Source organism: Pseudomonas sp. Nvir (genome assembly GCF_963778085.1).
Taxonomy (GTDB): Bacteria; Pseudomonadota; Gammaproteobacteria; order Pseudomonadales; family Pseudomonadaceae; genus Aquipseudomonas; species Aquipseudomonas juntendi.
This window is the reverse complement of sequence record NZ_OY970405.1, coordinates 1,677,777-1,701,121: the sequence shown is the minus strand read 5'-3', so window position 1 is coordinate 1,701,121 and position 23,345 is coordinate 1,677,777. Positions and strand designations below refer to the sequence as shown.

Below are 23,345 nucleotides of genomic sequence, written 5' to 3'. Positions count from 1 at the left end.
GCTGGGCTGCAAGGCAGCCCGCGCCGCTGAAGGTCAGCGCTGAGCGTACTGCAACACCACTTCCAGCGGGTGGCGCATCTGGCGTTCGGTCATGCGCTTGACTTGGCTGCGGCACGAATACCCGGTAGCCAAAGGTTCGCCCTCCTTGTCCAGCTTGGTGGCCCAGCTTTGCTCGAAGATGGTCCGCGAGGTTTCCTGGTTGCGTGCCTCATGCCCATAGGTACCGGACATACCGCAGCAGCCAGTGGCCTCGGTCACCAGCTTCAGCCCCAAACGGGCAAACACCTGCTCCCATTGGCGGGTACTGGCCGGCACGTTGGTCTTCTCGGTGCAGTGCGCCATCAGGCGGAAGTTGCCCGGCGCGGTCGGTGCCTGTTCGGGCAGCACATTCATCAGCCATTCCTGCGGCAGCAGCACCTGCGGGCAACCCTCCATGCCCGGCACCTTCTGGTACTCCTGGCGGTACACCAGGGTCATGGCCGGGTCCAGGCCCACAAGCGGCACGCCGCAATCGGCCAGGGCCTTGAGCTGGCTGGCATTGCGGATCGCCGCCTTGGCGAATGCACCGAGGAACCCCTGCACATGCAGCGGCTTGCCGTTGGCGCTATACGGCGCCAGGAACACCCGGTGGCCGAGGCGGTTGGCCAGGTCGATGAACGCCGAAAGCAACGGCGTTTCGAAGTAACGGGTGAAGGCATCCTGCACCAGCACGATGCTGCGCTCGCGCTGGGCCGGGGTCAATTCGCGCAGCGCCGGCACCGTGGCCACGCCAACACGGCAGCGGGTCAGGGTGGCCTGGAAGTTGAAGCGGCTGATCAATGGGCTGTCGACCATGCCAACCTTTTCGGCCAGCAGCCTGCTCACCCATTTCGACCCCATCACCGCGTTGTACAGCCCCGGTGCGTGTGCCAGGTAGGGGATGGTGAACTCCAGCGAGCCGATCAGGTAGTCGCGCAGCGGGCGCTGATAACGGCCGTGGTACAGCTCCAGAAAGCGCGAGCGGAAGTCCGGCACGTTGACCTTGATCGGGCACTGCCCAGCGCAGGATTTGCACGCCAGGCAACCGGCCATGGCGTCATACACCTCATGGGAGAAGTCGGCCTGGCCCTGGTTGCGTGCGCGGTTGTTGCGCAGGCGCGCCGGCAGGCCCTTGAGCCACGAGACCTTGTTACGCGCCGCAGCCAGCACGTCGATGTTCGCTTCGCCCTGCAGGCGCAGCCATTCGCGCATCAGCGAGGCACGGCCCTTGGGCGAGTGCTGGCGCTCACGGGTGGCTTTCCATGAGGGGCACATGGCGTCGTTGGGGTCGTAGTTGTAGCAGGCACCGTTGCCGTTGCAGTGCACGGCGCTGCCGAAGTCTTGCCAGACCCGTTCGTCGATGCTGCGGTCCAGGTCGCCGCGCAGGGTCACGCCATCGACCTTGGTCAGGCCTTCGGCGCTGTCGGGCGGCGTGCAGATCTTGCCCGGGTTCAGCTGGTTATGCGGGTCGAAGGCGCCCTTCAGGCGCTGCAGTGCTGGGTACAGTTCGCCGAAATACTCCGGCACGTACTCCGAACGCAGGCCCTTGCCATGCTCGCCCCACAACAGGCCGCCATAGCGTTTGGTCAGTGCCGCCACCGCATCGGAAATCGGCTTGACCAGCGCGGCCTGGGCCGGGTCTTTCATGTCCAGCGCGGGGCGTACGTGCAGCACGCCGGCATCCACGTGGCCGAACATGCCGTAGGCCAGGCCGTAACCATCGAGCAAGGCCCGGAAATCGGCGATGTAGTCGGCCAGTTGCTCCGGCGGCACCGCGGTGTCCTCGACGAAAGGTTGCGGGCGCACCTCGCCCTCGACGTTACCCAGCAGGCCCACCGAGCGCTTGCGCATGGTGTAGACACGGGTGACGGCCTCGGAACCCTCGGCCAGCGTGTGGCCCAGGCGCTCGACACTGGTGTCGCTCTGCAGGTGCTGGAGGAACGCCTGCACCTTGGCATTGACCTGCGCCGGCTCGTCCCCGCAGAACTCCACCAGGTTGATGCCCAAGGTCGGCCGCTCGGGGTCGGCCGGGAAGTATTCGGCAACGCTGTGCCAGACGATATCCTTCATCGCCAGCATGAGCACCTTGGAGTCCACGGTTTCGATGGACAGCGGCTTGTGCGCCATCAGCGCATTGGCGTCGCGCAGGGCATCCATGAAGCTGGTGTAGCGCACATTGACCAGTACCGCGTACTTGGGGATCGGCAGCACATTGAGCTTGGCTTCGACCACATACCCAAGCGAGCCCTCGGCACCGCACAGCACGCTATTGAGGTTGAAACGGCCCTGTTCGTCGCGCAGGTGCGCCAGGTCGTAGCCGGTCAGGCAGCGGTTGAGCTTGGGGAAGGTGCGCTCGATCAGGTCGCCCTGGGTTTGCTGGATGTCCCGCGCCATGCGGTACACCTCGCCCACCCGGCCAGGCGCGGCACAGGCCTGCTCCAGCGCGGCCTCATCGATCGGCAGGCTGTGCAGGCGCTCGCCACCGAGCAGCACGCTGTGCAACTCCAGTACGTGGTCGCGGGTTTTGCCATAAGTACAGCTGCCCTGGCCGCTGGCGTCGGTGTTGATCATGCCGCCGACGGTGGCGCGGTTGGACGTGGACAGCTCAGGGGCGAAGAACAGCCCGTACGGCTTGAGCGCAGCATTGAGCTGGTCCTTCACGGTGCCGGCCTGCACCCGCACCCAGCGCTCCTCGACATTGATTTCGAGGATGTTGTTCATGTGCCGCGACAGGTCGACGACGATACCATCGGTCAGCGACTGGCCGTTGGTGCCGGTGCCCCCGCCGCGCGGGGTGAGCTTGACGTGCCGAAAGCGTGCTTCGGCCATCAGCGTGGCCACGCGCGCCACATCGTCGGCATCCAGCGGGAACACCGCAGCCTGCGGCAGGCGCTGATAGATCGAGTTGTCGGTGGCCAACACCGTGCGGGTCGCGTAGTCGGCGCTGATCTGGCCACGGAAGCCGCTGTTGCGCAGGGCTTCGAGGAATTCTGGGTAGTTGGCGCTGGGTGCAACGGTTGGCAGCTGGGCGATCATCGAAGGATGGCCTCTTGATATTGGCTATTCACGGGATTCCTGTCGCCCCGGCATGGGTCAAACCAGGCGGGGGTGACGTATAAGCCAATGTTCCTGTAGTTTGCGCTCAGGGGCAAACGGATAATCCTGCCGCTATCAATGACTTTTATGAATGAATTACCGCCACCTGACTCCGTCCATGTCGCTGCTGCTGGCATTCGAGGCCGCCGCCCGGCATGAAAGCTACACCCGCGCCGCTGCCGAACTGTCACTGACCCAGAGCGCGGTCAGCCGGCAGGTGCAGGCACTGGAACAACAGTTGGGCCTGAACCTGTTCCGCCGTGAAGGGCGCCAGGTGCAGCTGACCGATGTCGGCCGGCTGTACCAGGGCGAGCTCAGCGAGGCGCTGGGGCGCATCCGCAGCGCCACCCTGCAAGCGCTGGCTTACCAGTCAGGGGTCGGCACCTTGCGCCTGGCCACCCTGCCCACCTTCGGCTCCAAATGGCTGTTGCCGCGCTTGCATGCGTTCTACAGCGCGCACCCAGGCATGCTGGTGCACATTCACTCACGCATCGAAGCCATTAATTTCGAAACCAGCGAGATCGATGCCGCCATTGGCGTGGCCAGCCACGACCTGCCCGGGCTGGTCTGCCATCGCCTGCATGCCGAGGAACTGGTGGTGATCGTACCGCCGCAGGCCAGCGCCGACCGCCAGGGCTGGAGCCCCGCCAGCATCAGCGAAGAGGTGCTGCTGAACGTGGCCAACAACCCGCACGCCTGGGGCGAGTGGTTTTCCCACCATGGCCTGCCGCACCGGGCGATGCGCCTGGGGCCGAGTTTCGAGCTCACCTCGCACCTGATCCAGGCCGTGCGCGCCGGGATCGGCATCGGGCTGGTACCGCGCATTCTCGTGGAAGAAGAACTGGCCAAGGGTGAACTGCACAGCCCCGGGGCAGCTTTTGCCAGCCAGCGCAGTTACTACCTGATCTACCCGCCGAGGAATGAGGCATTACCGTCGTTGCGGGCGTTCAGGGGGTGGTTGCTGGAGCAGATCTGAGTCCTGCCTCGACCGCATAGGCCCCAAGCCCTGTGCAGTACCTGTGGGAAATTCTATGGTTTCTGGCAAGGGTAGCCGCTGCATCTTCAGTGCCTGTGAGATCGAGCGCCGCCCGCGCGGCGCATCGCGAGCTGCGCTCGCTCCTACGTTTGTTTCGGGCCAGTAACGCCTGTGACAGGCGCGCGCGGCCGCCTTGTTTGTACGGCGCGATATTGAGGCATGCGCCAAGGCGTTCGCGCGCGAATCCCACAGGAATAATTGGCCCGAAACAAACGTAGGAGCGAGCGCAGCTCGCGATGCGCCGCGCGGGCGGCGCTCGCTCTAACAGGCGCTGCATATCTTCTGACAAACACCTGTCAGCCCTGATGCGATCCCTGTGGGAGATTCCATGGTTCCTGGCAAGGGTAGCCGCTGCATCTTCAGTGCCTGTGAGATCGAGCGCCGCCCGCGCGGCGCATCGCGAGCTGCGCTCGCTCCTACGTTTGTTTCGGGCCAGTAACGCCTGTGACAGGCGCGCGCGGCCGCCTTGTTTGTACGGCGCGATATTGAGGCATGCGCCAAGGCGTTCGCGCGCGAATCCCACAGGAATAATTGGCCCGAAACAAACGTAGGAGCGAGCGCAGCTCGCGATGCGCCGCGCGGGCGGCGCTCGCTCTAACAGGCGCTGCATACCTTGTGGCAAACACCTGTCAGCCCTGATGCGATCCCTGTGGGAGATTCTATGGTTCCTGGCAAGGGTAGCCGGAGCATCTTCAGCGCCTGTGAGATCGAGCGCCGCCCGCGCGGCGCAATCGCGAGCTGCGCTCGCTCCTACGTTTGTTTCGGGCCAGTAACGCCTGTGACAGGCGCGCGCGGCCGCCTTGTTTGTACGGCGCGATATTGAGGCATGCACCAAGGCGTTCGCGCGCGAATCCCACAGGAATAATTGGCCCGAAACAAACGTAGGAGCGAGCGCAGCTCGCGATTGCGCCGCGCGGGCGGCGCTCGCTCTAACAGGCGCTGCATACCTTGTGGCAAACACCTGTCAGCCCTGATGCGATCGCTGTGGGAGCTGGCTTGCCGGCGATAGGGCCCAAACAGGCAATAAAAAACCCGAAGCCAGGCCCCCGGCTTCGGGTTTCTCTATTTCCTGCAGAGCCTTACTTGGCTACGGTTCCAGCAACCCCACCGGTATTCTGCCGCCGACGTGGCTTGACCATGTACACCACGAACATCGCAAACAGCCAGATCGGGATCGCGTACACCGACACCTGAATGCCTGGAATCATCAGCATGATGCCGAGAATCAGCACCACGAAGGCCAGCACCACATAGTTGCCATAGGGGTACCACAGCGCCTTGAACAGCGGCTTCTGGCCGCTACGGTCAAGGTGCTGGCGGAATTTCAGGTGCGAATAACTGATCATCGCCCAGTTGATCACCAGGGTAGCCACCACCAGCGACATCAGCAGTTCCAGGGCATTTTGCGGCATCAGGTAGTTGAGCAGCACGGCCACGAAGGTCACCGCTGCCGACACCAGAATCGAGCGCACCGGCACGCCGCGTTTGTCGACCTTGGCCAGCGCTGCCGGGGCATCGCCCTGCTCCGCCATGCCCAGCAGCATGCGGGCATTGCAGTAGGTGCCGCTGTTGTACACCGACAGCGCGGCCGTCAGCACCACGAAATTCAGCAGGTTGGCGGCCACGTCACTGCCCAGCAGCGAGAACACCTGCACGAATGGGCTGCTGCCATAACTGCCGCCCGAGGCGTCGATGCTGGCCACCAGGTTGTCCCACGGGGTCAGCGACAGCAGCACCACCAACGCACCCACGTAGAAGATCAGGATACGGTAGATGACCTGGTTGATCGCCTTGGGGATCACGGTCTTGGGCTTGTCGGCCTCGGCAGCGGTGAACCCGAGCATTTCCAGGCCACCGAACGAGAACATGATGAAGGCCAGGGCCATGACCAGGCCGCTGACACCATTGGGGAAGAACCCGCCGTGCGACCACAGGTTGGCGACGGTGGCCTCCGGGCCGCCGCTGCCGCTGGTCAGCAGGTAGGCGCCCAGTCCGATCATGCTGACGATGGCGACCACCTTGATGATGGCGAACCAGAATTCGGCTTCACCGAAGAACTTCACGTTCATCAGGTTGATGGCGTTGATCAGCACGAAGAAGGCGGCTGCGGTAACCCAGGTCGGGATTTCCGGCCACCAGTAGTGGACATACTTGCCAACCGCCGACAGCTCCGACATGCCCACCAGGATGTACAGCACCCAGCAGTTCCAGCCAGACAGGAAACCGGCGAAGCCGCCCCAGTAGGTGTGGGCAAAATGGCTGAATGAGCCGGCCACCGGCTCCTCGACGATCATCTCGCCAAGCTGGCGCATGATCATGAAGGCGATGAAGCCGCAGATGGCGTAACCGAGGATCATCGACGGGCCGGCGGATTTCATCACGCCTGCCGAGCCGAGGAACAGGCCGGTACCAATTGCGCCGCCAAGGGCGATCAACTGGATGTGACGGTTCTTCAGGCCCCGCTTGAGCTCGCCTGAATGCATGTTTTGTCCACTCATGAACGAAGTCACCTGCATTGTTTTTATCTGTGACGGAATCGGACCCACCGCGCTCGTGGCGCAGCGGAATGGGCAAGGTGGTTACCTTGGGTTTCTCGACCTCAGGTGCCGCCGGGGCGGGTCAACCAGGCGTGATCAAGAGTGCGCGGTACGCAAGGGGGTCACAGGTAAAACGCGGCGCACTGTATACCCCTGCAAACGCGCAGGCGTCAACGCGTTGCATCCTTTCCTCGGGAAAAAACGCAGCGATCCTGTGGTATGGGCCTTCAAAGGCGGAGTGATCGGCGTACATGGCGCCTCCATTTGTTGTTTTGTCAGCCAGGCGCTGTGAACCGGCTGTTGCACACGGCAATAGCGGCTATAACACCGTGGGCAAGGGGGTTTGGGCAAGGGTGGTGAGGATTGGCGCGGGGGGCTTGCAGCGTTGGCAGCGGCAAGTTTTTTTGACAGGCCGGGGCGTATTCCGAAAGGCGAACGGGAATCGGCTGATTTTGTACACATTTCTTTACGGGGTGGTTCGAGGACTTGCCAGTCGTCCGAAAAATTCTTTTGCTTCAGTGCCTTGGGGCTGCAAAGCGGCCCCAAATTACTTAATTGGGCCAATCAGCCACGCGGTTTGCCACGGCCACGGCCGGCAGGCTTGTCACCTTCAGGCTTGGCTGGGCGCTTGCGCATTTCGCTTGGGCGCTCGGCCACGGCGCTGCCGCGGTTGCCTTTGCGTGGCGCTTCTTCACGCGGCTGGCGTGCCGGGCGCTCGCCAGCGGCAGCACCTTCGTGGGCCGGGCGCAGGTTGCGCACGCGCTCGCCACGGCCCAGCGGGCGGGACGATTTGCGCTGCAGTCGCTCCATCTTGTCCTTGGCCTTGAGGTTCAAGGCAGGCAGCGCAACCGGCTGCAAGCCGACTTCAGCGGCCAGGATGTCGATTTCGCCCTGGGACATTTCCCGCCAGCGGCCCATCGGCAGGTCGGAGTTGAGGAACACCGGGCCGAAGCGCACGCGCTTCAGGCGGCTGACCACCATGCCCTGGGATTCCCACAGGCGACGCACCTCGCGGTTACGGCCTTCCATCACCACGCAGTGGTACCAGTGGTTGAAACCTTCGCCACCGGGTGCCTTCTGGATGTCGGTGAACTTGGCCGGGCCGTCTTCGAGCATTACACCGGCCTTCAGGCGCTCGATCATCTCGTCATCGACTTCACCACGCACACGCACCGCGTACTCGCGGTCCATCTCGTAGGACGGGTGCATCAGGCGGTTGGCCAGTTCACCGTCGGTGGTGAACAGCAGCAGGCCGGTGGTGTTGATGTCGAGTCGGCCAATGTTGATCCAACGGCCTTCTTTTGGCCGCGGCAGGCGATCGAACACGGTCGGGCGGCCTTCCGGGTCGTCACGGGTGCAGATCTCGCCATCGGGTTTGTTGTACATGATCACCCGGCGGGTGGCCTCGGCGGCCTCCTCGCGCTTGATCAGCTTGCCGTCAACGGCAATGGCATCGTGCAGGTCGACGCGTTGGCCGAGGGTAGCCGCGACGCCGTTGACCTTGATCCGGCCCTGGCTGATCCAGGCCTCGACGTCACGGCGCGAGCCCACGCCGATGCGGGCCAGCACTTTTTGCAGTTTTTCGCCGGACGGCGGGGTAATTGCGGTGTCTTGCAGGTCTTGCTCACTCATCTGGGCACCTCCCGGTGTAGGAATGACAAAGGGTTTCTGGCGACGAATGCGCCAAAAGGCCGCGCATCATACGCGGTTCGGTGGGGGAACGCACTGCAGGTTAGAAGGTTTTGCGGGGGCAGCGAGAGGTTTCTGCCTAACGGTGAGGTGCTTGCCGGGCGGGGCCGCTACAGGCAACCGCACGATCAGGGCTGCAGCTTGCCCTCTTCTTCCACCGCGGCCTCAGGTGCTTGCCCACGCAAATCGTCAAAGTCGGTCTTCAGCCCTTCTTCCATGGCATCCAGCTCCACCAGCAAGCTGCGGAAGCTGGTTTCCTCCTTCGGCTCGTCAACCGCGTCCTGCTCGCCCAGGCTGGCATCAGCCAGGGCCTGCAGGTGCGCCGGTACCGGTGCATCATCCGGGTCGAGCAGCGGCTCAGGCTGCAGCTCGCGCAACTCGGCCAACGCCGGCAACTGCTCCAGGCTCTTGAGGTTGAAGTGGTCCAGGAACGCCTTGGTGGTGGCGAACATCGCCGGCCGGCCGGGCACCTCGCGGTAGCCCACCACGCGTATCCACTCGCGCTCCATCAGGGTCTTGATGATATTGCTGTTCACCGCCACCCCGCGCACATCCTCGATCTCGCCACGGGTGATCGGCTGGCGATAGGCGATCAACGCCAGGGTTTCCAGCAAGGCACGCGAATAGCGCTGCGGGCGCTCTTCCCACAAGCGGCCGACCCAAGGGGCGTAGGCTTCGCGAATTTGCAGGCGGTAGCCGCTGGCCACCTCCGTGAGCTCGAAAGCGCGGCCGTTGCACGACTTGCCCAGCACCTCCAGCGCCTGCCTGAAAACCTTGGGTTCGGGGCGCTCGGCTTCCTCGAACAACTCGAACAGACGCTCCAGTGATTGCGGTTTGCCCGACGCCAGCAGGAAGGCTTCGATCAGCGACGCCAGGTCGCGAGGTTCATTCAGGTTCATCGGGTTCTTCAACAAGCGCCGGGCGAAGCCGCACGTGGATGGCGGCGAAGGGTTCATTCTGCACCAGTTCGATCAGCGCTTCCTTCACCAGTTCGAGAATCGCCATGAAGGTGACCACTACCCCCAGCTTGCCCTCGTCGTGCCCGAACAGCTCGACGAACGGCACGAAAGCACCGCCCTTGAGGCGCTCCAGCACCTGGCTCATGCGCTCGCGGGTGGACAGCGTTTCACGGCTGATCTGGTGGCTCTCGAACAGGTCGTTGCGCCGCATCACCTCGGCCATGGACACCAGCAGCTCTTCCAGGCTGACCTGCGGCAACAGCTTGCGCACCTTGGCCTGCGGCGCATCCAGGCGCGGCACCCGCACCTCACGGCCAACCCGTGGCAACGCGTCGATGCCTTCGGCTGCGGCCTTGAAACGCTCGTACTCCTGCAGCCGGCGGATCAACTCGGCGCGCGGGTCACCCTCCTCTTCCTCGGCCTCAGCCGAGCGCGGCAGCAGCATGCGCGACTTGATCTCGGCAAGCATGGCCGCCATTACCAGGTATTCGGCGGCCAGTTCCAGGCGCACGCTTTTCATCAGCTCCACATAGCCCATGTACTGGCGGGTGATTTCAGCCACGGGGATGTCGAGGATGTCGATGTTCTGCTTGCGGATCAGGTACAGCAACAGGTCCAGCGGCCCTTCGAAGGCTTCCAGGATGACTTCCAGGGCGTCTGGCGGGATGTACAGGTCCAGCGGCATCTCGGTCAGGGCTTCGCCGTAGACCAAGGCCAGTTGCAACTGCCGCGGCTCGTCGACCTGCGTGGCCGGCGCCTCGGGCGCTTGCAGCTGGCTCACGCGCTGGCCATGAACGGCGCAGGGTCGCCGCAGCCTTCTCGAATCAGCTCAGGTTCGTCGCCGGAAAGGTCGATGATGGTCGACGCCTTGAGGTCACCGTAGCCGCCATCGATCACCAGGTCGACATGGTGCTCCAGGCGCTCACGAATTTCGTAAGGGTCGGTCATCGGCTCGTTATCGCCAGGCAGGATCAGGCTCACGCTCATCAGCGGCTCGCCCAGCTCAGCCAGCAACGCCAGGGTAATGGCGTGGTCTGGTACCCGCAGGCCGATGGTGCGGCGTTTTTCGTGCAGCAGCAGGCGGGGCACTTCGCGGGTGCCGTTGAGGATGAAGGTGTACGGCCCAGGCACGTGCGCCTTGAGCAGGCGGAAGGTGCCGGTATCGACCTTGGCATACAACCCCAGCTGCGACATGTCGCAGCACATCAGGGTGAAGTTGTGGGTCTTGTCCAGGCCGCGCAGGCGCCGGACGCGCTCGATGGCCGCCTTGTCGCCGATCTGGCAACCCAACGCATAGGCCGAATCGGTGGGGTACACCACCACGCCCCCCTTGCGGATGATCTCTACCGCCTGGCGGATCAGCCGCGGCTGGGGGTTCTCCGGATGAATCTGGAAAAATTGGCTCACGTAGTCGTCCTGTTCATACCGTAATAGGCTGTTCATGGCTGAATCGGCGCCACAAAGGCGGCAGGTCCTCGGGCAAAGGCCGGTAGGCACCGATCTCGCCCCAGGTGCCGGGGCCGTGGAAGTCACTGCCAGCGCTTGCCAGCAGGCCGAACTCACGGGTAAGGATGGACAGGGTGCCCACCTGCTCGGCAGGCATCATCCCGTTGACCACTTCAAGCGCCTGCCCACCTGCCTGAATATAGTCGGCAATCAGCCGCCTGCGCTTGCTGCGGGTCAGGTCGTAGTGCATGGGATGCGCCAGGCTTACCCAGGCTTTGGACTGGCGCAGCGTGGCAACGGTTTCATCAAGGGTGGGCCAATGCTGCTTGACGTCGCCCAGCTTGCCCGCCCCCAGCCACTTGCGAAACGCCTCGCCGCGGTCCTTGACGTGCCCGGCACGCACCAGGTATTCGGCAAAGTGCGGGCGCGCCGGTGCGTTGCCGCTGTCGCCCAGCTCGTGCTGCACGGCGCGGGCGCCGTCGAGGGTGCCTGGCATGCCCTTGGCGGCCAACCGCTTGTCGATTTCTTCGGCGCGCAGCCAGCGGCCGCGGTGCAACGCTTCGATCGCCGCCAGCAATGGCGGCGCATCAAGCGGGAAGTCGTAGCCCAGCACGTGAATGGTGGCGCCCCCCCAGGTGCACGAAAGCTCGACCCCGCTGACCCAGCGCATGCCCCGCTCAACGCAGGCCAGGCGCGCTTCGGGCAGGCCTTCGAGGGTGTCATGGTCGGTCAGGGCCAGCGTTTGCACCCCGTGCTCATGGGCCCGGGCGACCAGCGCCGTGGGCGACAGGGCGCCGTCGGAGGCCGTGCTGTGACAGTGCAGATCAACATTCATGGAGGAGCGCTTTCGCTGGAATCGATGTTTGTTATTATGCCGTCACATCCCGATTCTGGCTGCCATTGTGAAACAATTCATCGATTTCATCCCGCTGTTGCTGTTCTTCATCGTGTACAAGCTGGACCCACGCCCGCTTGAAGTCGCTGGCCACAGCTTCGAATTCGGTGGCATCTACAGTGCCACGGCCATGCTGATCGTCAGCTCGCTGGTGGTGTACGGCGCGCTGTTCCTGCGCCAGCGCAAGCTGGAAAAGGGCCAGTGGCTGACCCTGGTGGCCTGCCTGGTGTTCGGCGGCCTGACCCTGACCTTCCACAGCGAAACCTTCCTCAAGTGGAAGGCGCCGGTGGTCAACTGGCTGTTCGCCCTGGGCTTTGCCGGCAGCCACTTCATCGGTGACCGGGTGCTGATCAAACGCATCATGGGCCACGCCCTCACCCTCCCGGATGCCATCTGGACGCGCTTGAACCTGGCCTGGATCGCGTTCTTCCTGTTCTGTGGTGCGGCCAACCTGTTCGTCGCCTTCACCTTCCAGGACTTCTGGGTGGACTTCAAGGTGTTCGGCAGCCTGGGCATGACCGTGATCTTCCTGGTGGCGCAAGGCGTGTACCTGTCGCGCCACCTGCACGACGACCCTTCTACCTCCAAACCCAAGGATTGACATGCTCTACGCCATCATTGCCAGCGACGTCGCGAACTCCCTGGAAAAGCGCCTTGCTGCCCGCCCGGCGCACATCGAACGCCTGCAGCAGCTCAAGGCCGAAGGCCGCGTGGTGCTGGCCGGTCCACACCCGGCCATCGACAGCAACGACCCGGGCGACGCCGGCTTCAGCGGCAGCCTGATCGTCGCCGAGTTTGCCTCGCTGGCCGAAGCCCAGGCCTGGGCCGATGCCGACCCGTACATTGCCGCAGGGGTGTACGACAAGGTCGTGGTCAAGCCGTTCAAGCAAGTATTGCCGTGATCCGAGACCGCATCGCTTTCTTCGCGGGCTTGCCCGCTCCCACAGTGGCCCGCACAAACCTTCGGAACTGCACGGTCGTTGTAGGAGCGGGTTTACCCGCGAAGCAGGCGATGCGGGATCAGCAGTTATACGGTTGCCATCAGTCTGCGGTATCTTTGCCACTGGCGGGCCGCAGAGCCGCCGTCAATGGTGGAATCGAGTGAGTCATGAGCGAGCTGTTACTGATTGATGATGACCAGGAACTGTGCGAGCTGCTGTGCAGCTGGCTGACCCAGGAAGGGTTTTCCGTACGTGCCTGCCACGACGGGCAGAGTGCACGCCAGGCCTTGGCCGAGCATGCACCTGCGGCCGTGGTGCTGGATGTCATGTTGCCCGACGGCAGCGGCCTGGAGTTGCTCAAACAACTGCGCAGCGAGCACGCCGAACTGCCGGTGCTGATGCTGTCGGCCCGTGGCGAGCCGCTTGACCGTATTCTTGGCCTGGAACTGGGTGCCGACGATTACCTGGCCAAACCGTGCGACCCACGCGAGCTTACCGCGCGCCTGCGTGCAGTACTGCGCCGCAGCCACCCCGTTGCCGCCACCAGCCAGCTGGAGCTGGGCGACCTGGTCTATAGCCCAGCCCGCGGCGTGGCCAGCATCGATGGCCGGGAAATGACCCTGACCTTGTCCGAAAGCCGCATACTTGAAGCGCTGCTGCGCCAGCCTGGCGAGCCGCTGGACAAACAGGAACTGGCGCAGATCGGCCTGGGCCGCAAGCTCACCCTCTACGACCGCAGCCTGGACATGCACGTCAGCAACCTGCGCAAGAAGATCGGCCCGCATGCCGATGGCCGGCCACGCATCGTCGCCCTGCGCAGCCGCGGCTATTACTACTGCCTGTGAGCAGCTGCAAGCTGCAAGCTGCAAGAAAGAGCAGAATCGCGATCGGCTTCACTTGTAGCTTTAAGCTTGTAGCTTGTAGCTTGTAGCTTGCCGCTTGCCGCTTGCCGCTTGCAGCTTGCAGCTGTTCTTTACCCAGCCTTTACCATCCACTGACTGCGCTTGACGGTGATCTCCCTAGACTGTGCTCATCCGGTAACCACCGGCCTATGAAAGGAGAGACACCATGCGCAAGACCCTTATCGCCCTGATGTTCGCCGCCGCCCTGCCAACCGTAGCCATGGCCATGCCTGACGGCGGCCCACGTCACGACGGCCCGCATCACCGCGGTGAAGCGGCCTTCCAGCAACTGGACCTGAGCCGTGACCAGCGCCAGCAGATCGGCAAGCTGATGGGCGAGCAAATGCAGCAGCGCCGCGACATTACCGAGCGTTACCTGGCCAAACTGCCGGCTGCCGACCAGAAAGCCATGAAGGACGAACTGCAAGCCAGCCGCGCCAAGACCGACACCGCCGTGCGCAACCTGCTCAAGCCAGACCAGCAGAAGAAGTTCGACGAACTGCAAAAGGAACGCGCTGCCAAGAAAGCCGAGTGGCAGGAGTTCCAGGCCTGGAAAGCTGAAAAAGCCAAAAAGGCCCAGTAAGCTGTCAGCCCGATGCCCGGCTCGCCCCAGCGCGAGCCGGGCTTTTTCTGTTTTAGGAGGTGCTCTTGCGTTCACTGTTCTGGCGCATCCTGGCCAGCTTCTGGTTGGCCATCACCCTGGTTGCAGGGCTGTCGATCTTGCTTGGGCACATGCTCAACCAAGACGCCTGGATCCTCAGCCGCCACCCCGGCCTGAACACGCTGGCCAGCCAGTGGGCCAGGCACTACGAGCAGGAGGGCGTGAATGCCGCGCAGCAGTTCCTGGAACAACGCAAGGACCGCTACAAGATCGACGTGCAGGTGCTCGATGACAGTGGTGACGCGGTGGTGCCCGGCACGTTCCCGCGGCGGGCGGCAGCTTTCGAGGCACGCCAGCACAACGACCAGCGTCGCTTGCCATGGCGCCGGCTGACCGAGGAATACACCAGCCCCGACACCGGCCAGACCTACCTGCTGATCTACCGCATCCCCCACCCGGCGCTGGATGAGTGGCACCGGGACAGCCTGATGTGGCCACTCAGCGCACTGGGCATCGCCCTGGTGGTGTTGACCCTGTTCAGCCTGCTGGTCACGCTGTCCATCACGCGCCCGTTGAGCCGCCTGCGCAGCGCTGTGCACGACCTGGGCCAGAGCACATATCAGCAGAACAGCCTGGCGCGCCTGGCAGCCCGGCGTGACGAATTCGGCGTGCTGGCCAACGACTTCAACAAAATGGGTGCGCGCCTGCAAAGCACCCTCGCCAGCCAGCGCCAATTGCTGCGCGACGTGTCCCACGAACTGCGCTCACCGTTGGCCAGGCTGCGCATTGCCCTGGCCTTGGCCGAACGCGCCGAGCCCGAACAGCGCCAGGCCCTGTGGCCGCGCCTGACCCGCGAGTGCGACCGGCTGGAAGACCTGATCAGCGAAATACTCACCCTGGCCCGCGTGGATGCCGAACAGGCCCACGCCGAAGCGGTGGACCTCAATGCCTTGCTGGGCAGTGTGCGCAAGGACGCCCTGCTCGGCGCGCCCGACCAGGACGTGCGCCTGGAGGCGCAACCGGGGCTGGTCTTGCAAGGTTGGCCGACACTGATCGAGCGGGCCGTGGACAACCTGCTGCGCAACGCCCTGCGCTTCAACCCGGCAGGCCAGCCCATTGAAGTCAGTGCCGTGCGTGATCAGGCGCGGGTGGTGATCTGTGTGCGCGACCATGGCCCGGGTGCAGCCCCGGAGCACCTCGCCCAGCTGGGTGAGCCGTTCTTCCGCGCACCGGGGCAGGAGGCCCCAGGGCACGGCCTGGGGTTGGCGATTGCGCGCAAGGCGGCGGAGCGGCATGGCGGCAGCCTGGTACTGCACAACCACCCGCAGGGCGGCTTTGTCGCCCGGCTTGAACTGCCTGTGCAAACCGCTTCAGCGTAAGGCTGCCAGGGCCGTGTACGTTCAGGGCTGCAGCGCAGCCCTTGCTCGCGCCCGCGTCACTCGCCCCAGCCCGTGACGAAATCAGCGGTGGCCAGCACCGGCGCGGTCCGTGGCTCGGTCATTGGCGTGCCGACGTACAGGTAGCCGATCAGTTCCTCGTTCTCCGCCAGCCCCAGCCCCTTGTGCACATGCGCGTCGAAGGCCATGTCCCCGGTGCGCCACACGGCGCCGATGCCCTGCGCATGGGCAGCGATCAGGATGCCATGTGCCGCACAGCCCGCCGCCAGGCGCTGCTCGGACTTGGGCACCTTGAAGTGGTCCTGCAAGCTGGCCACCACCACGATCAGCAACGGTGCGCGCAGCGGCATGGCGCGGGCTTTGTCCAGCGCAGCCTGGGTGGCTTCACCCTTGTGCTGCACCGCTTCGGCGAACAGCTCGCCCAGCCTCTCGCGGCCCTGCCCTTCGATGGTCAGGAACCGCCAAGGCCGCAGTTGGCCGTGGTCCGGCGCCCGCAGGGCAGCCTGGAACAGCGCCTCGCGCTGGGCGGCATTGGGCGCTGGGTCGGTCAGGCGTGGCACGGAAACACGGTTGAGCAATGCGTCGAGAGCCTCCATCGGCTACCCTCCTGGCAGTGGAATGTGCGGCCATTCTCAAGCTGCATGCCCTAAGCTGCAAGCTGCAAGCTGCAGCACGCCAGCTTTTCGTGCAGCGTGCCGCGCCTGGCTTGCAGCGGCCCGGCCCATAGGTAGAATGGCGCCCTTCCGTTTCGAGTCAGAGCAGATCACATGGCGTTGCCGACCTTAAGGATCATTGGTTTCATCATCGGCATCTTCCTGATCACCCTGGCTGTGGGCATGGCCGTGCCCATGGCGACCCTGGTGATATTCGAACGCACCGGCGACATGCCGTCGTTCCTGTGGTCCAGCCTGATCACCTTCATTGCCGGGCTGGCCATGGTGCTGCAAGGGCGACCCGAGCATGTGCACCTGCGGCCACGCGACATGTACCTGCTGACGGTCTGCAGCTGGCTGGTGGTCTGCGTGTTCGCCGCCCTGCCCTTCCTGCTGACCCAGCACATCAGCTACACCGACGCCTTCTTCGAAAGCATGTCGGGCATCACCGCCACCGGCGCCACCGTGCTCAGCGGGCTCGACAGCATGTCGCCAGGCATCCTGATGTGGCGCTCGATGCTGCACTGGCTGGGCGGTATCGGCTTCATCGCCATGGCGGTGGCCATCCTGCCGCTGCTGCGCATTGGTGGCATGCGCCTGTTCCAGACCGAGTCTTCCGACCGCTCCGAAAAGGTCATGCCGCGCTCGCACATGGTCGCCAAGTCGATCGTGGGGGTGTACGTCGGCTTCTCGATCCTTGGCGCGCTGGCTTTCTGGTGGGCCGGCATGAGCCCATTCGATGCCATCAACCACGCCATGTCGGCGATTTCCACCGGTGGTTTTTCCACCTCCGACCAGTCCCTGGCGAAATGGGACATTCCCGCCGTGCACTGGGTGGCAGTGGTGGTAATGATCATGGGCAGCCTGCCGTTCACCCTGTACGTGGCCACCCTGCGCGGCAACCGCAGGGCGCTGCTCCGCGACCAGCAGGTGCAGGGCTTGCTGGGCATGCTGCTGGTCACCTGGCTGGTTCTGGGAACCTGGTACTGGTACAGCACCAACCTGCACTGGCTGGACGCGCTGCGCCACGTGGCGCTGAATGTGACCTCGGTCGTCACCACCACCGGTTTCGCCCTGGGTGACTACAGCCTGTGGGGCAACTTTTCGCTGATGCTGTTCTTCTACCTGGGGTTCGTCGGCGGCTGCTCCGGCTCGACCGCGGGCGGGATCAAGATCTTCCGCTTCCAGGTCGCCTACATCCTGCTCAAGGCCAGCCTCAACCAACTGATCCACCCGCGTGCGGTGATCAAGCAGAAGTACAACGGCCACCGCCTCGATGAAGATATCGTGCGTTCGATTCTCACGTTCTCGTTCTTCTTCGCCATCACCATCTGCGTCATGGCGCTGCTGCTGTCGCTGCTGGGGGTGGACTGGATGACCGCCCTGACCGGCGCTGCCGGTACGGTCTCCGGGGTGGGGCCTGGCCTGGGTGAAGTGATCGGGCCGTCAGGCAACTACGCCACGCTGCCAGACGCAGCCAAGTGGATCCTGGCTGCCGGCATGCTGCTTGGCCGGCTGGAAATCATCACCGTGCTAGTGTTGTGCATGCCGGCGTTCTGGCGTCACTGAGCCCTTCGCCCACGGCGCCGAGCCGGGCACGGTACTCGCTGGGCGTGGTATCGAACCAGCGGCGGAACGCGCGGTAGAAGTTGCTGGGGTCGGCGAAGCCCAGCAGGTAGGCGGTTTCCAGCAGGGTCATGCCCGGCTGGGCCAGGTACTGTTCGGCCAGTTCGCGCCGGGTGTCGTCGAGCAACGCCTGGAAGCTGGTGCCCTCTTCCTGCAGCCGCCGCTGCAGGGTGCGCTGCGACAAGTGCAAGGCCTGCGCCAGGGTCTCACGCTTGGGCTCCCCCTGCGGCAAGATGCGGCACAGCACCTGGCGCACCCGGTGGGTCACGCGGCTTTCGGAAAACCGCGCCAGGTACTCCCCGGCAAACCGGTCGTGCAGCACTGCCATGGCTTCATTGGCCGTGGGCAAGGGTGCCTCCATGTCGGCCCGCTCGAACACCAGCGCGTCATACGGCGCGTCGAAGATCAGCGGCGAATGGAACGCCACCTTGTACGGCTCGATATTCCTGGGTTGCGGCCCCTGCACCAAAACCCGGCATGGCTGCACCGGGCGGCCGCTCAACCATTTGCACAGCGCCAGCGCACAGGCCAACGACGCTTCGGCACTGTGCCGGGTGGGCGGCAGATGGTCGCCGTGCACGGTGAGGATCAACGAGTAGCCCTCGGGACCCAGCACGAAACTGAGATCGGAGCTTTCGGCGATGATGCGCTGGTAGCGTACCAGCCGCTCGAACCCCTCGGCCAAGGTGCGGCTGGACATCAGCGCATAGCCCACCACGTGAAACGAGGCCGGGCGTACCACACGCGCCATGTTCAGGCCAATGGCCTCGTTGCCGGACAGTTCCACTGCCAATTGCCACAGCCGGGTCATGGAGTCTTGGGGGAAACGCGCGTCGGGATCGTCGAGGGCGGCGAAATCCAGCCCCAACTGCTTGAACATGGCCCGGCAGTCCAGCCCTTCCAGCTCGAGTGCCTTTACAATCCCTGATGCCCAACTGGCTGACGTGGTTCTTTCGCTCATGACAGGCTTCTTTCCTGACCGCTCCTGCGGTGAACCCCAAGGATACTCAATTGGCGCCTATTGTCACTGGTAGGCCCTGCCAATCACTCTAGACTCGAATGAGGCTCCACGCCGTGCATCTTGTCCAGACGTATCAACCCCGGAGCACTGCCATGAACCGCACAGCGCAGTTTCGCAGTTTTGCCGAGTTCTACCCGTATTACCTGGGTGAGCACAGCAACCCCACCTGCCGCCGCCTGCATTTTGTCGGCACCAGCCTGGTGATCGCCCTGCTGGCCTACACCATCGGCAGCGGCAAATGGCTGTTGCTGCTGGCCGTGCCGCTGTTCGGCTACGGCTTTGCCTGGGTGGGGCATTTCTTTTTTGAAAAGAACCGGCCGGCGACATTCACCTACCCGTTCTACAGCCTTGCCGGTGACTTCGTGATGTTCCGCGACATTCTGCTCGGCAAGCTCAGGCTGTAAGCAGCGCGCCTGCGCCCGCCGCCACCCGGTCCTCGCCATGCACGGCTTCAGGCACAATGGCCGCTTGCCTTGCGAGGATGCCCCCTGTCATGAACCACCGCACCGCCCTCGGCGCCCTGCATATCGGCGCGCTGTTCTTTGGCCTGACCGGCGTATTCGGCAAGCTGGCAGCCAGCGCCAGCCCGGTGATCATCGTGTTCGGCCGTGCCGCTTTCGCCGTGCTCGCCCTGGCGCTGTTCGCCAGTGTCACCGGCCCTGGCTGGCAACGCCTGAACGGTCAGGATGCGCGCCGCCTGTTGCTCGGCGGGGTGCTGCTGGCCGGCCACTGGGTCAGCTTCTTCATCGCCGTCAAGGTCGGCGGCGTGGCCATCGCCACCCTCGGCTTCGCCAGTTTCCCGGCCTTTACCGTGCTGCTCGAAGGGCTGCTGTTCCGCGAGCGCATCCGCCGCAACGAAGCGCTGCTGGTGCTGCTGGTCAGCCTCGGCCTGGTACTGGTCACGCCAGCCTTCGATCTGGCCAGCGAAGCGACCGGCGGCCTGCTGTGGGCCCTGTTCTCGGGCCTGCTGTTCTCACTGCTGTCCCTGACCAACCGCGCAGGCTCTGGTCGCTTGCCTGCGGTGCAGGCAGCACTGTGGCAAAACCTGGTGGTGGGCCTGTGCCTACTGGCATTCGCTGCCCCTGGGCTGAGCGCGGTCGCGCCGGTGGACTGGCTGTGGATCGGCCTGCTCGGCATTTTCTGCACCGGCGTGGCACACAGCCTGTTCGTCGCCAGCCTGGCGGTCATCAAGGCCCGGACTGCCGCCGTGGTGTTCGGCATGGAGCCGGTCTACGGCATTGCCGTAGCCTGGCTGGTGTTTGCCGAGATCCCCACGGTGCGCATGCTGCTGGGCGGCGCGCTGATCATCCTCGCCATCGTGCTGTCCAGCCGCCTGGCCGCCGAGCCAGCGCAGCGGCCGCTGGCCGAGGGCGGGTGACTCAGCGGTCGTTGTGGCCCAGGTCGCGCTGGGGGTCGATCTGGTCACGCACCCGCTGCTTCAGCACCTTGGCCTCGGGGAAGCCGCCGTCGGCCTTGCGCTCCCAAATCTGCACGCCGTTGCAGGTGATGCGGAAAATACCGCCGGTACCCGGTTCCAGCACCACCCGGCCGAGGTCGTCGGCAAACGTGCTGAGCAACTCCTGGGCCAGCCACGCGGCCCGCAGCAGCCACTGGCACTGGGTGCAATAATTGATGACGATTTCCGGCTTGTGGTCGGCCATGTTGAGATAACTCCAGCTGAGGGGCGGCTTATACTAGCGGTCTTTGACCCACGGTTTGAGACCCACGATGCGCCGTTTGCTGTTCTGCTTGCTGTTCACCCTCACCTCGCTTACAGCAACCGCCGCCGAACCGGCACGGCCCAAGGTCGGCCTGGTGCTGTCGGGCGGCGCGGCCCGTGGCCTGGCGCACATCGGTGTGCTCAAGGCGCTGGAGGAGCAGGGTGTACGCATCGACGCCATTGCCGGCACCAGCATGGGGGCTGTAGTCGGCGGGCTGTACGCCTCGGGCTACAGTGTCGAAGAGCTGGAACACCTCGCCACCACCCTCGACTGGCAGCAGGCGCTGTCTGACAGCCCACCCCGCGAGGACGTGCCATTCCGGCGCAAGCAGGATGACCGCGATTTCCTGGTCAAGCAAAAGCTCAGTTTTCGCGACGACGGCAGCCTGGGCCTGCCGCTGGGGGTGATTCAAGGCCAGAACCTGTCGTTGCTGCTGGAAAGCAAGTTGGCGCACACCGCCGACACGCGCGATTTCGACAAACTGCCCATCCCCTTCCGCGCCGTGGCCACCGACATCGCCAGTGGCGAAAAAGTGGTATTCCGCCGCGGCCACCTGCCGCAGGTGATCCGCGCCAGCATGTCGATCCCGGCCGTGTTCGCCCCGGTCGAACTGGACGGCCGCCTGCTGGTGGACGGCGGCATGGTCGACAATATTCCGCTCGACGTGGCACGCGACATGGGGGTGGACCTGGCCATCGTGGTGGATATCGGTACGCCGCTGCGCGACCGCAAGCAGTTGCTGACCGTGGTCGATGTGCTGAACCAGTCCATCACGCTGACGACCCGGCGCAACTCGGAAGAGCAACTGGCCAGCCTGCGCCGCGACGATATCCTCATCCAACCGCCGCTGGCAGCCTACGGCGTGACCGACTTCGGCCGCGCGCGGGACATGATCGACGCCGGCTACCGCGCTACCCGCCTGCTCGACGCGCGCCTGGCCGCGCTGCGCCACCCAGACGCCAGCACCAGCCTGGCCGTGGCCCGTTCACCGCGCCAACGCACGCCCATCATCACCGCCATCAAAATCGAGAACGACGCCAAGGTCAGTGACGATGTGATCCGTTCGTACATTCGCCAGCCCATCAATGCCCCGCTGGAGCTTGGCCGCCTGGAGACCGACATGGGCACGCTGTACGGCCTGGACTACTTCGACCGGGTGCAGTACCGCGTGGTACACAAGGGCGATGAAAACACCCTGGTGATCAACGCCCGCGGCCGCCGCGGCGGCACCGACTACTTGCGCCTGGGGCTGAACCTGTCGGACGACCTGCGCGGCGACAGCGCCTTCAACCTGGGCGCCAGCTACCGGGTCAACGGCATCAACAGCCTGGGTGCCGAGTGGCTGACCCGCGGCCAGATCGGCGACCAGCAAGCGCTGTACAGCGAGTTCTACCAACCGCTGGATGTCGGCTCACGCTACTTCGTCGCCCCCTACCTGGACTTCGGCTCACAGAACATCGAGGCCACCCTCGACAACGACCCGGTCGCCGAGTACCGCCTGGAGCGCTATGGCTTTGGCCTGAACGTGGGCCGGCAGATCGGCAACAGCGGCGAAGTGCGCCTGGGGGTTGGCAAGGCCTGGGGCGAGGCCGAGGTGCGCATTGGCGACCAGGACTTGCCCAAGGTCAGTTTCAACGAAGGTTTCTACGAGCTGAAGTACTCGTTCGACACCCTCGACAACGTGTATTTCCCACACCATGGCGAAGACATCGGTCTGACCTTGCGCAAGTACGACAAGTCGCTGGATTCCGACCAGGATTACCGGCAATGGCTGTTCAACCTCGACAAGGCCATCAGCAGCGGCCCGAATACCTTCGTGCTGGGCGGCCGCTACGGGCGCACGCTGGATGCCACCGAAGTGGTGACCTCCAGCTTCGTGCTGGGCGGGGCGCGGGAGCTGTCGGGCTTCCGCCAGGACTCGGTGTCGGGCCAGAACATGAGCCTGATGCGGGTGGTCTACTACCGCCGGCTGACGCCACGGGCTTATGTGCCGCTGGACTTCCCGTTGTACATCGGCGGTTCGCTGGAGCGCGGGCGGGCGTGGAACAACGACAATGCGTTCGACAGTGGCTACATCAATGCGGCGAGTATTTTCCTCGGGCTGGAAACGCCGCTGGGGCCGTTGAATTTCACCTATGGCACCAACAGTGCGCATGAGCAGGCGGTGTACCTGAACCTGGGGCATACCTTCTAGGCAGCACGTACAGGGCCCGGGCGTCGGGCCCGCCACGCCGAGCGGGCGGGCCGGCGAAAGGCTGCAGGGCAGCCCTTGCCTCAGGATTTTTCCAGGTTGCCCAGAATCTTGGCATGCACCCGCATGCACACCTGCAGGTCGGCTTCATCCACCCCGCTGAACAGTTCGATGCGCAACTGGTTGGCGATGGTCTCGATCTGTTCGATCAGCGGCTTGGCCGGCGGGCACAACACGATCTTCTTCGCCCGCCGGTCTTCCAGCACCGCCTGGCGGCGTACAAGCCCCTGGGCCTCCAGGCTATCGAGCAGACGCGCCAGGGTCGGGCCTTCGACACCCACACTCTGGGCCAGCTCACGCTGGGTCGGGGCGTCTTGGAAACGGGCCAGGTGCAGCAACACCAGCCAGCGCGCCTGCGACAGATTGAGCCCGGCCAGGCGGCGATCCAGTTCGGCACGCCAACCCCGGGACATCTGGGCCAGCTGCATGCCGAAGCGGTGTTGGTTGTCGGTTAGAGGCATAGGTAACTCATTGAGTAGATCTAATTATTAGGCAGCTAACCATGCCCGGCCCCATCAGGCAAGGCTCGGCCAGGGTGACGTGGGCGAAAATCGTC

Annotated in this window: 21 protein-coding genes; 10 read left to right on the top strand and 11 right to left on the bottom strand. The window is 64.4% G+C overall.

The annotated features are described in order from the left end of the window. Positions 1 to 33: 33 nt before the first annotated feature. Entirely contained in the window at positions 34 to 3,054 is a 3,021-nt protein-coding gene (ydiJ, locus tag AACG97_RS08285) for a D-2-hydroxyglutarate dehydrogenase YdiJ (RefSeq protein WP_197886560.1), read from the bottom strand. Between the two features lie 151 nt (positions 3,055 to 3,205). On the opposite strand from ydiJ, the gene AACG97_RS08280 reads away from it, so the two are divergent. After that, entirely contained in the window at positions 3,206 to 4,090 is an 885-nt protein-coding gene (locus tag AACG97_RS08280) for a LysR substrate-binding domain-containing protein (protein WP_197886559.1), read from the top strand. A gap of 1,139 nt (positions 4,091 to 5,229) precedes the next feature. Here the strand turns inward: AACG97_RS08280 and AACG97_RS08275 are convergent. The 6 genes from AACG97_RS08275 to AACG97_RS08250 all read right to left on the bottom strand — a co-directional run bounded on the left by AACG97_RS08275 (position 5,230) and on the right by AACG97_RS08250 (position 11,616). Beyond that, positions 5,230 to 6,648 carry an amino acid permease gene (locus AACG97_RS08275; RefSeq protein WP_197886268.1) on the bottom strand — a complete coding sequence of 473 codons (1,419 nt, stop codon included), beginning with the start codon at positions 6,646 to 6,648 and terminating at the stop codon, positions 5,230 to 5,232. A gap of 603 nt (positions 6,649 to 7,251) precedes the next feature. Continuing rightward, the gene (gene rluB, locus AACG97_RS08270) at positions 7,252 to 8,319 is read right to left on the bottom strand and encodes a 23S rRNA pseudouridine(2605) synthase RluB (RefSeq protein ID WP_009683647.1); all 1,068 of its coding nucleotides are present in this window, start codon (positions 8,317 to 8,319) and stop codon (positions 7,252 to 7,254) included. A 185-nt stretch (positions 8,320 to 8,504) separates the two neighbouring features. Then, complete coding sequence (scpB, locus tag AACG97_RS08265) at positions 8,505 to 9,275, bottom strand: SMC-Scp complex subunit ScpB (protein WP_009683648.1); 771 nt, start codon at positions 9,273 to 9,275, stop codon at positions 8,505 to 8,507. Further along, positions 9,262 to 9,987 carry a segregation and condensation protein A gene (locus AACG97_RS08260; protein ID WP_177433821.1) on the bottom strand — a complete coding sequence of 242 codons (726 nt, stop codon included), beginning with the start codon at positions 9,985 to 9,987 and terminating at the stop codon, positions 9,262 to 9,264. The genes scpB and AACG97_RS08260 overlap by 14 nt, the downstream gene beginning before the upstream one ends. A 125-nt stretch (positions 9,988 to 10,112) precedes the next feature. After that, entirely contained in the window at positions 10,113 to 10,742 is a 630-nt protein-coding gene (locus tag AACG97_RS08255; RefSeq protein ID WP_054881895.1) for an L-threonylcarbamoyladenylate synthase, read from the bottom strand. Positions 10,743 to 10,755: 13 nt separating this feature from the next. Next, positions 10,756 to 11,616 carry a PHP domain-containing protein gene (locus tag AACG97_RS08250; RefSeq protein ID WP_029887819.1) on the bottom strand — a complete coding sequence of 287 codons (861 nt, stop codon included), beginning with the start codon at positions 11,614 to 11,616 and terminating at the stop codon, positions 10,756 to 10,758. Positions 11,617 to 11,683: 67 nt separating this feature from the next. On the opposite strand from AACG97_RS08250, the gene AACG97_RS08245 reads away from it, so the two are divergent. The 5 genes from AACG97_RS08245 to AACG97_RS08225 all read left to right on the top strand — a co-directional run bounded on the left by AACG97_RS08245 (position 11,684) and on the right by AACG97_RS08225 (position 15,499). Beyond that, complete coding sequence (locus tag AACG97_RS08245; RefSeq protein ID WP_029887818.1) at positions 11,684 to 12,277, top strand: septation protein A; 594 nt, start codon at positions 11,684 to 11,686, stop codon at positions 12,275 to 12,277. Position 12,278: 1 nt separating this feature from the next. Then, a complete protein-coding gene (locus AACG97_RS08240; protein ID WP_009683653.1) occupies positions 12,279 to 12,578 on the top strand; it encodes a YciI family protein in 300 nt (99 codons plus the stop codon). Between the two features lie 206 nt (positions 12,579 to 12,784). Beyond that, positions 12,785 to 13,462 (top strand): response regulator transcription factor, encoded by a 678-nt coding sequence (locus tag AACG97_RS08235; protein ID WP_029887817.1) that lies wholly within the window; start codon positions 12,785 to 12,787, stop codon positions 13,460 to 13,462. Between the two features lie 223 nt (positions 13,463 to 13,685). After that, positions 13,686 to 14,102: a Spy/CpxP family protein refolding chaperone gene (locus tag AACG97_RS08230; RefSeq protein WP_009683655.1), complete on the top strand. Its 417-nt coding sequence runs from the start codon at positions 13,686 to 13,688 to the stop codon at positions 14,100 to 14,102. A gap of 59 nt (positions 14,103 to 14,161) precedes the next feature. Next, on the top strand, positions 14,162 to 15,499 hold the full coding sequence (locus AACG97_RS08225; protein WP_054881892.1) for a sensor histidine kinase: 1,338 nt from the start codon (positions 14,162 to 14,164) through the stop codon (positions 15,497 to 15,499). 56 nt (positions 15,500 to 15,555) lie between these two features. On the opposite strand, the gene AACG97_RS08220 is transcribed toward AACG97_RS08225, so the two are convergent. After that, positions 15,556 to 16,113, bottom strand: coding sequence for an NAD(P)H nitroreductase (locus AACG97_RS08220; protein ID WP_009683657.1), 558 nt, complete (start codon positions 16,111 to 16,113; stop codon positions 15,556 to 15,558). Positions 16,114 to 16,284: 171 nt separating this feature from the next. Between AACG97_RS08220 and AACG97_RS08215 the strand changes: the two genes are divergently transcribed. Further along, a complete protein-coding gene (locus tag AACG97_RS08215; protein ID WP_054881891.1) occupies positions 16,285 to 17,739 on the top strand; it encodes a TrkH family potassium uptake protein in 1,455 nt (484 codons plus the stop codon). Here AACG97_RS08215 and AACG97_RS08210 read toward each other — a convergent pair. Further along, entirely contained in the window at positions 17,696 to 18,757 is a 1,062-nt protein-coding gene (locus AACG97_RS08210; protein WP_225785747.1) for an AraC family transcriptional regulator, read from the bottom strand. The genes AACG97_RS08215 and AACG97_RS08210 overlap by 44 nt on opposite strands. 152 nt (positions 18,758 to 18,909) lie before the next feature. Here AACG97_RS08210 and AACG97_RS08205 point away from each other — a divergent pair, with 152 nt between their 5' ends. Beyond that, complete coding sequence (locus AACG97_RS08205; protein ID WP_009683661.1) at positions 18,910 to 19,221, top strand: DUF962 domain-containing protein; 312 nt, start codon at positions 18,910 to 18,912, stop codon at positions 19,219 to 19,221. Positions 19,222 to 19,310: 89 nt separating this feature from the next. Further along, entirely contained in the window at positions 19,311 to 20,195 is an 885-nt protein-coding gene (locus AACG97_RS08200) for a DMT family transporter (RefSeq protein WP_054881889.1), read from the top strand. Position 20,196: 1 nt separating this feature from the next. On the opposite strand, the gene AACG97_RS08195 is transcribed toward AACG97_RS08200, so the two are convergent. Next, positions 20,197 to 20,478 (bottom strand): SelT/SelW/SelH family protein, encoded by a 282-nt coding sequence (locus AACG97_RS08195; RefSeq protein WP_054881888.1) that lies wholly within the window; start codon positions 20,476 to 20,478, stop codon positions 20,197 to 20,199. Between the two features lie 67 nt (positions 20,479 to 20,545). Between AACG97_RS08195 and AACG97_RS08190 the strand changes: the two genes are divergently transcribed. Further along, on the top strand, positions 20,546 to 22,732 hold the full coding sequence (locus tag AACG97_RS08190; protein WP_029887625.1) for a patatin-like phospholipase family protein: 2,187 nt from the start codon (positions 20,546 to 20,548) through the stop codon (positions 22,730 to 22,732). 80 nt (positions 22,733 to 22,812) lie between these two features. On the opposite strand, the gene AACG97_RS08185 is transcribed toward AACG97_RS08190, so the two are convergent. Further along, positions 22,813 to 23,250, bottom strand: a complete 438-nt coding sequence (locus AACG97_RS08185; protein WP_009683666.1) for a MarR family transcriptional regulator — start codon at positions 23,248 to 23,250, stop codon at positions 22,813 to 22,815. Positions 23,251 to 23,345 lie beyond the last annotated feature (95 nt).